Source organism: Kitasatospora sp. NPDC056800 (assembly GCF_042789775.1).
GTDB lineage: Bacteria > Actinomycetota > Actinomycetes > Streptomycetales > Streptomycetaceae > Kitasatospora.
This window is the reverse complement of the sequence record NZ_JBHUAL010000313.1, coordinates 1-7,239: the sequence shown is the minus strand read 5'-3', so window position 1 is coordinate 7,239 and position 7,239 is coordinate 1. Positions and strand designations below refer to the sequence as shown.

The following is a 7,239-nucleotide window of genomic DNA, read 5'->3' as shown; positions in this document are numbered from 1 at the left end:
ACATTAACAACTGACGGGACCCGGGCACCACGAGGAGCCGCCTCCCGAGATCAAAGGTGGCGGCGGTGTTTCGCGGGCTCGAACCGCAGCGCCCAGGGGGCGCCTCACCAAGAAGTAACCGCTGCCGTCGCACCGGGAGGTGCGGACGAACTGTTCACGTGTGGGTGTCCAGAGATCGAGGACGGCTGAGGTGACATAGCTGCTCTACCGACTGAGCTACACCGGCCCGAAGCCGGTGACGGGACTCGAACCCGCGACACGCCCATTAAGAGTGGAAGTAACCTCTGCCTGCGCACCTGGACGGGAGAAACCCTAGCCAGGCCCCTCCCGCCGGCGCACCTCAATTACCGCCGGGCCCTCTCGCCGTTCCGGTCGCTGTTCCGGTCGCCGTCCGATGACCAGCCTGAGTCGCCGCTCCGGCGCTCACGCCGGGGCGACGATCACCGCGCGCGCCCGCTCGGTCAACTCCCGTACCCGGCGTTCACCCTGGAAGGGCTCCAGCCGCCGGAGCATCTCCACCACGTACTCCCGGCTGCGCTGCGAGGAGATCCGGCCGGCCACCTCGACGGCGCGTTCGCCGGCGGCGACCGCGGCGTCCAGGTTGCCCGCCTCCGCCTCGGCCATCGCCGAGACCACCAGCCGCAGGCCGTGCGAGCGGACGAAGCCCTCGGTGGGCGTGGCCAGCGCCTCGCGGGTGAACTGCCGGACCTTGGAGGGCACTCCAAGGTCGCGGAAGCACTCGGCGGCGTCGGCGGCGAGCCGGTCGTAGGCGTAGAAGTCGATCCACGCCGGATCGGGATCCCCGGCGCGCGCCCGTTCGAGCGCGCTCTCCGCAGCGCCGAGCGCCGTCGCGCACGCCGCCGCGTTGCGGGCCTTGGCCTGGGCCCGGGCCTCCACCAGGTGGAAGAAGCTCATGGTGCGGGCGGTGGCCAGGCCCCGGTTGCGCTCCAGCGCGGCCTGGGCGAGGTCGACCGCCTCCTCGGCGAAGCCCCGGTAGCCGGCCTGGAGGCTCATCGAGGCCAGCACGTAGCCGCCGAGCGGCACGTCGGCGGCGGCCCGGGCCAGCCGCAGCGCCTGGATGTAGTAGCGCTGGGCGGCCTCGTGCTGCCCGGTGTCGAAGGCCATCCAGCCGGCCAGCCTGGTCAGTTCGGCCGTCGCGCCGAACAGCGCCCGGCCGACCGCGTCGCTGTACGAGGCGAGCAGCAGCGGTGCCGCCTCCACCCGCAGGCACTCCGGCACCATCGACGAACGCCAGTCCCCGCCACCGTACTTGGAGTCCCAGCGGCGGGCCTCCTGGGCGGCCTCGCGGAGCTTGGCGGCGTCCGAGTGGCCGACCCGGTAGGAGGAGGTGTCGGTGGGGGAGCGCGGCACCTCGCGGGCCACCGAGCCGTCCGCCGGGGTGATCAGCCAGCGGGAGACCGGGGTCGCGTAGGCGGCCACCGAGAAGGTGCCGGCCAGGCTGTCGCTCCAGCGGCCGCCGCCGGGGCCCCGGCGCAGGTCGAGGTCGACCCGCCACAGGTCGGTCGCGGAGCGGACCGCGTCGGCGACCTCGCGCGGGAAGGCCAGGCCGAGTTCGGGCGCCGGGTCGGTGTCGCCCAGGCCGATCTCCTCCAGCGGGACGGGCCGGCCGAGCTTGCCGCCGATGGCGGTGGCGATCAGGTGCGGGACGGGCCCCTGCGGCACCATGCCCTTGCTGACCCAGCGGGCCACCGAGGTCTTGTCGTACCGCAGGGTCAACCCGCGCTGGGCGCCGAGGTCGTTGACCCGGCGGGCCAGTCCGGCGTTGCTGATCTGGGCGAGGGTCAGGAGCGTGCCGAGCCGTTCGTTCGGTCCACGTGGGCTGACGGTCATGGTGGCGGCGGCACCTCCTGCGGCCTTGTGCGCGGGGCCCGGGCGGCACCGGGCCGTAGCTGCTGTACCTAGCGTAGTCGGACGCGTTCCGACGGTTAAGAGGTCGCATTCCGGATGGCGGGATCGCGCACTCGGCGGTGCCGCACCGGAGTTGGTCCGGACCACTCGGATCCGGCCGACCGCGCGGCGCTCCGGAGCGTCGTGCTCCGGTCCCGTGTACACGTGCGCCCGGCCGTGCCCCCTGGCCCGACCGGCAGGTCGGCGATTCGCTGGTGGTCGTGGGTCGGCCTGCCGTCGAGGACCCGGCGGGCCGGGGGACGCCGCCGCCTCAATCCCCGCGGGCGGCGGTGGAGTCCGGGAGGGCGTGCGGATGCCCTCCCGGGTCGGGCGACGCCTTTCGGCCATCTCGCGATGCCCATGCCAAAGGCGTTCGTCGGCGGTCCGGGCCGGGGAGGGGGAGGCCCGGCCCGTCCGCCCCCCCGGGAGCACCCGGACGATCGAACTCCCCTCCGAAGCACGGAACTTGCCCACCCGGGGTGATCGGGCGCCGCCCGGGCCCCGGGCCCTTGAATGCATCCCCAGGCGCACCCGGGCCGGGCCGCCCCGCCGCCGCTGCCGTCGAACGGGCGGTCCGAACGGAAGCGGAACCCGAAACACCGACCACGGCGGCCGCCCGCGGTGGCACGATGTCCACTGACGGCGCGTCGAGCTGCGGGGGCACGCCGGGACGCGCACGGGCCGCCACGGCACACCACCCGGCCGCCCGGCGGGCGGCGAACGAACGCACCGCACGGATGCAGGTCCTCGTCCGGTGGAGGCGCGATGCGGTGGCTGACGGGCTGGTGCACGGGCGCGTCGAGCGCGGGCACCCCGGCGTACGAGGCGCTGGCCAGGGTCGAGCCGATCGCCGCGCGCCCGCTCTGGGCCGGACCGGACCCGCTCTGGGCCGTGGGCGACTGGCGACCCGGGGAGATCCGCCTGGTCACCCTCCGCCCCGGCGCCCCCGCCGTGGTCAGCACCGGCCCCACCGCCCCCGACCAGGTCGAGGACACCCCCGCCACCTCCCGGCTCGCCGTCCTCGGCCACTGCGGCGCCACCGACGCCGAACTCGCCGCCGGCCTCGCCGCCGCCCGCGGCGGCGCCGTCCGCCACCTGACCGCCTGGCCCGGCAGCTACACCGTCGTGCTGCGCTCCGGCACCCGGTCCACCCTGCTGCTCACCGACCTCGCCGGCGCCCAGCCCGTCTTCCACACCCCGTGGGCCGGCGGCACCGCGTACGCCACCGCCGCCCTGCCGCTCGCCGACCTGGTCGGCGCCCCGCTGGACACCGGCCACCTCGCCGCCCGGCTCGCCTGCCCCGAGTCCCCCGAGGCGCTCGGCACCGGCACCCCGTACGAAGGCGTCCAGGGGGTGCCGCCCGGGCACGTGCTCGGCATCCGCGGCGGCCGCCCGTACCTGTCCGGCTACGACGACCCGGCCGGCGCCGAGCAGCCGCGCGACGAGGCGCCCGCCGTCCGCGAACTCACCCGCGCCCTGCTGGAGTCCGTCCGCTCCCGGGTCCGCACCACCTCGCCGGCCCCCGTCCCCGACCCGGCCGACCCGGCCGACCCGGTCGGGCGGCCTCGGCTGGGCGTCGACCTGTCGTACGGGACGGCCTCCGCGACCGTCGCCCTGCTCGCCGCCGCCGTCCCGCTGCCGGCGGCGACCGCGTCCACCGCGGTGGTCCGGGCGGCCGCGGCCGGGGCCAGGAGCGGTGCGGTCAAGGGCTCCTGGGCCCGCGCCGCCGCCCAGGAACCCGCCGCCCCCGAGCAGTTGGCCGCCGTCACGCTCGGCGAGACCGAGCCCCCGGCCGGCCTCGCGCTCGCCCCCGACACCCCGCGGCTGCGGCACACCGTGCTCGACCCCGGCCCGGACACCCTCCCGTACGCCGGGCCGGGCGCCGACCCGCAGTCCGGCCGGCTCACCGACGAGCCCGGGCCCGAACTCGTCGCCGCCGCCCGGGCCGAGGCCCGCTTCGACGCCGGCGGCACCGACCACCTCACCGGCTACGGCGCCCGGCAGGTGCTGGACGGGCACCCGGCCCGGCTCGCCGACCTCCTCCGGGCCGGCCGGCCGCGCGAACTGCTCTCCCCGGTGGTCGCGTTGGCCGGCGCCGACCGGGCGGCCGCGGGCGTCCTCACCGGCACGCTGCGCACCCCGCTCACCGTGGTCCGGGCCGCCCACCGGCTCTCCCGGGTCCGCTACGCCGAGGCGCTGGACGAGGCGGCCGCCAGGCTGACCGCCCGCCACGTCCCGGACGGTGCCGGCACGGCCGGGGCCCGCTCGGCCGCCGACCTCGCCTGGTGCGTGCCCGGTCCGGCCGCCCGCTGGCTGTCCGACGAGGCGCTCTCCGCGGTCGCGCTGCGGCTCCGCCTGGCGGCGCGCAGACCGGCGCCCGGGGAACACCCCGGCGCACACCGGGCCCGGCACGCCCTCTACCGGCAGGCGCGCGGGTTCCGCACGCTCGTGCACGCCGCCGAACAGCCCGGCCAACGGCTGCACGCGCCCTTCCTCGACAACCAGGTGGTGCGCGCCGCCCGGCTGCTGCCCGACGACGTCCGCCTCCAGCCCGGCGCCCGGCACGCCCTCCTGCACGCCGTCCTCACCGGCGCCGGCCGCACCGACCTGCCCCCCGACTGGGGCCGCGTCCCCCGCCCCGACCGCGCCGCCCCCGCCCGCACCGGCCTGCGCCTCGCCGCCGACGGCCTCGCCGAACTCTTCGACGCCCCGCTGCTCGCCGACGCCGGCCTCATCGACCTCCCCGCCGTCCGGGCCGGCCTCGCCCAGTCCACCGACCCCGCCACCCCCCTCTCCCCCTCCGCCCTCGCCGGCCTCGCCGACCTCGTCTCCACCGAACTCTGGCTCCGCCGTATCCGCGCCCGCCGCCACGGCGCCTGCTGGACCGGCCTCCCCACCCCCCGCCAACCCGCCCTCACCTCCTGAACCCCCGCCGGCGCCCGGGCCCGCCCCACCCCGCCCTGCGGCGCGGTTGCCGGGTCCGGATCGGCGGGGCGGTGATGATGGCGGGGGTGTGGATCCGGGGTGAGGAGGACGTGCGGTGGCCGGTGGGAGCGCGGGGCGGGAGGTGCCGGTCGTGCTGTCGGTGCTCGGGCGTCCGCCGGCGGGGCGGCCGCCCGGGGTGCTGGCGGCGTGCGACGGGTCGGACGGGTCGCTGTGGGCGCTGGACCGGGCGATGACGGAGGCCGAGCTGTTCGGGCTGCCGCTGTACGTGCTCGCCGTGGTCAACCCGGCGCCGGCCGGTTACCCCCCGGGGATGGCGGAGCTGGTGCAGGAGAGCGTGGAGACGCTGGTCGAGAGCATGGCGGACGGGCTGCGCCGCTCGGTGGCCGCCGTGCAGCGCCGGCGTCCCGTGCCGTACGCGGGGGAGCTGTCGCTGCACGTGGTGCTGGGCAATGTGATCGAGGTGCTGCTGGAGGCGGCGACCCGGCAGCACACGCTGGTGATCGGCACCCGGGGCAACGGCGGCTTCGCCCGGTTGCTGATGGGTTCGGTGAGTTCGGCGGTCGTGCACCACGCGGCCTGCCCGGTGCTGGTGGTTCCGGCGCCGCCCGCGGCCTGACCTGGAGCGGAGCGGGAAAGACGCCCGTGGGGTGCCGGGAATGTACCGAGATGGTTCATCGTTCATCCATCTTGTCCCCATCCCACAAGACGCCCCCTGGAGCCCCCCGCATGAAGGTCGAGATCTGGAGCGACATCGCCTGCCCCTGGTGCTACATCGGCAAGCGCCGTTTCGAGCAGGCCCTGGCGGACTTCCCGGGCAAGGAGCAGGTCGAGGTCGTCTACCGTCCGTACCAGCTGGTCCCGGACGCCCCCGCCACGGCGAGCCCGCACCGCGCCTGGCTGGCCGAGCGCTACGGCCCGCAGTCGGTGGCGATGGACGCGCGGGTGGCCGAGCTGGGCCTTGCCGAGGGCATCGCGTACGACTTCGACGCCGCGCTGCACGCCAACACCTTCCTGGGCCACCGCCTGCTGCACCTCGCGGAGTCCGAGTACGGCCCGGCCGTCCAGGGGCGGCTGAAGGAGGCGCTGCTGAAGGCGCACTTCACCGACGGTGTCGACGTCGGCGACCGTGCCGCGCTGACCGACGTCGCCGTGGCGTCCGGCCTGGACCGGGACCGGGTGACCGCCTACCTGGCGGGCGACGAGGGCACCGCCGAGGTCAACGCCCAGCTGGCCGAGGGCCGGGAGCTGGGCATCAACGCCGTGCCGACCTTCGTCTTCGAGGGCAAGTGGGCCGTCCAGGGCGGCCAGGACGCCGCGACCTTCGGCAAGGTGCTGGAGCAGGTCGCCGCCGAGATCGGCGAGCGCCGCCCCGCCCCGGTGCAGGTCGCCCCGGCCGGGGAGGCCTGCGCGGACGGCTCCTGCGCCATCTGACGGCCGACCGGGCCCAGGCCGCCCACCCCGGCGGCCCACCCGGGCACGGCACCGCGGACCCGAGGCCCGCTCCAGCACCCCTGGAGCGGGCCTCCGTCATGCCCGCCCGGGCGCCCGGGTCACGAGCAGCGGAAGCGGGCCTCGGCCCAGTCCGCGACGTTCAGCGCCGACCAGATCCCGCTCACCGGCGTGACCGACAGCTTGATCGACTTCTGCCCGGCCAGCGGCACGTGCACCGGCACCGCGTCGTCGCCGACGGCCAGCGCGCGGGAGCGCCACAGGACGGTGCCGTCGGTGCCCTGGACGGTGAAGACGACCCCGCCCGGCGAGATCGTGGCGTCGTCCACCCCGGCCAGCGCGTCGAAGGACGTGCACGTGCGGTTGAGGTCGATCACGGTGGCCGCCGGGGCGTGCACGGTGATCACGTGCGGGTGGTAGTCGCCGCCGATCCAGCCGCCGTCGCGCTGCCAGAACTTGTCGCTGTCCTTCTGCCGGATGCTCGGCTCGGGCGGCGGCACCCGGTTGTTGCCGGGCTTGAGCACGGGCAGCGAGTTGCCCCAGAAGTCGCTGAGCACGGGCGGCGTCGGCGTGGGGACGGTCGGGGTCGGCACCGGCGGCAGAGTGGGCGTCGGGACGACCGGCACGTCGGGGGTGGGCAGCGGCGGCAGGCTCGGTACGGGCAGCACCGGGGGAGTGAAGGCCGGCGTCGGCGTCTTCGGGCTGCCGGACGTGGGCGTGCCGGACTCCGGTGCCCGGGTGGTGGCGGGCGGCGGGGCGGGCGTGGACGCGGCGGCCGGCTTGGTGTCGGCGCTCGACGCGGGCGCCTCCGGGGCCGGTGCGGCGGCGCCGGGCGCCGGGGCCGCGGCGGGTGCCGCGGGTGCGGCGGACGCGGCCGCGGGCGGCGCCGGGGAGGCGGCGGCCGGGGCGCTGGGGGCCGGAGGAGCGGCCGCCGGG

Annotated in this window: 6 protein-coding genes; 4 read left to right on the top strand and 2 right to left on the bottom strand. The window is 76.9% G+C overall.

Going from position 1 to position 7,239, the window contains the following annotated elements; genetic code table 11:
* Positions 1 to 423: 423 nt before the first annotated feature.
* Complete coding sequence (locus ACFRQN_RS39035) at positions 424 to 1,851, bottom strand: hypothetical protein (RefSeq protein ID WP_049658584.1); 1,428 nt, start codon at positions 1,849 to 1,851, stop codon at positions 424 to 426.
* 822 nt (positions 1,852 to 2,673) lie between these two features.
* Between ACFRQN_RS39035 and ACFRQN_RS39030 the strand changes: the two genes are divergently transcribed.
* The 3 genes from ACFRQN_RS39030 (at position 2,674) to ACFRQN_RS39020 (ending at position 6,285) form a co-directional block, all read left to right on the top strand.
* Positions 2,674 to 4,833 (top strand): asparagine synthase-related protein, encoded by a 2,160-nt coding sequence (locus ACFRQN_RS39030; protein WP_380745366.1) that lies wholly within the window; start codon positions 2,674 to 2,676, stop codon positions 4,831 to 4,833.
* 115 nt (positions 4,834 to 4,948) lie between these two features.
* Positions 4,949 to 5,470: a universal stress protein gene (locus ACFRQN_RS39025; RefSeq protein WP_074002090.1), complete on the top strand. Its 522-nt coding sequence runs from the start codon at positions 4,949 to 4,951 to the stop codon at positions 5,468 to 5,470.
* A gap of 110 nt (positions 5,471 to 5,580) precedes the next feature.
* The gene (locus tag ACFRQN_RS39020) at positions 5,581 to 6,285 is read left to right on the top strand and encodes a DsbA family oxidoreductase (RefSeq protein ID WP_375876791.1); all 705 of its coding nucleotides are present in this window, start codon (positions 5,581 to 5,583) and stop codon (positions 6,283 to 6,285) included.
* A 119-nt stretch (positions 6,286 to 6,404) separates the two neighbouring features.
* Here ACFRQN_RS39020 and ACFRQN_RS39015 read toward each other — a convergent pair whose 3' ends face one another.
* Positions 6,405 to 6,971 (bottom strand): NPCBM/NEW2 domain-containing protein, encoded by a 567-nt coding sequence (locus tag ACFRQN_RS39015; RefSeq protein ID WP_380745363.1) that lies wholly within the window; start codon positions 6,969 to 6,971, stop codon positions 6,405 to 6,407.
* 7 nt (positions 6,972 to 6,978) lie between these two features.
* Here ACFRQN_RS39015 and ACFRQN_RS39010 point away from each other — a divergent pair.
* A partial coding sequence (locus tag ACFRQN_RS39010) for a hypothetical protein (RefSeq protein ID WP_380745361.1) occupies positions 6,979 to 7,239 on the top strand: 261 nt, incomplete at its 3' end.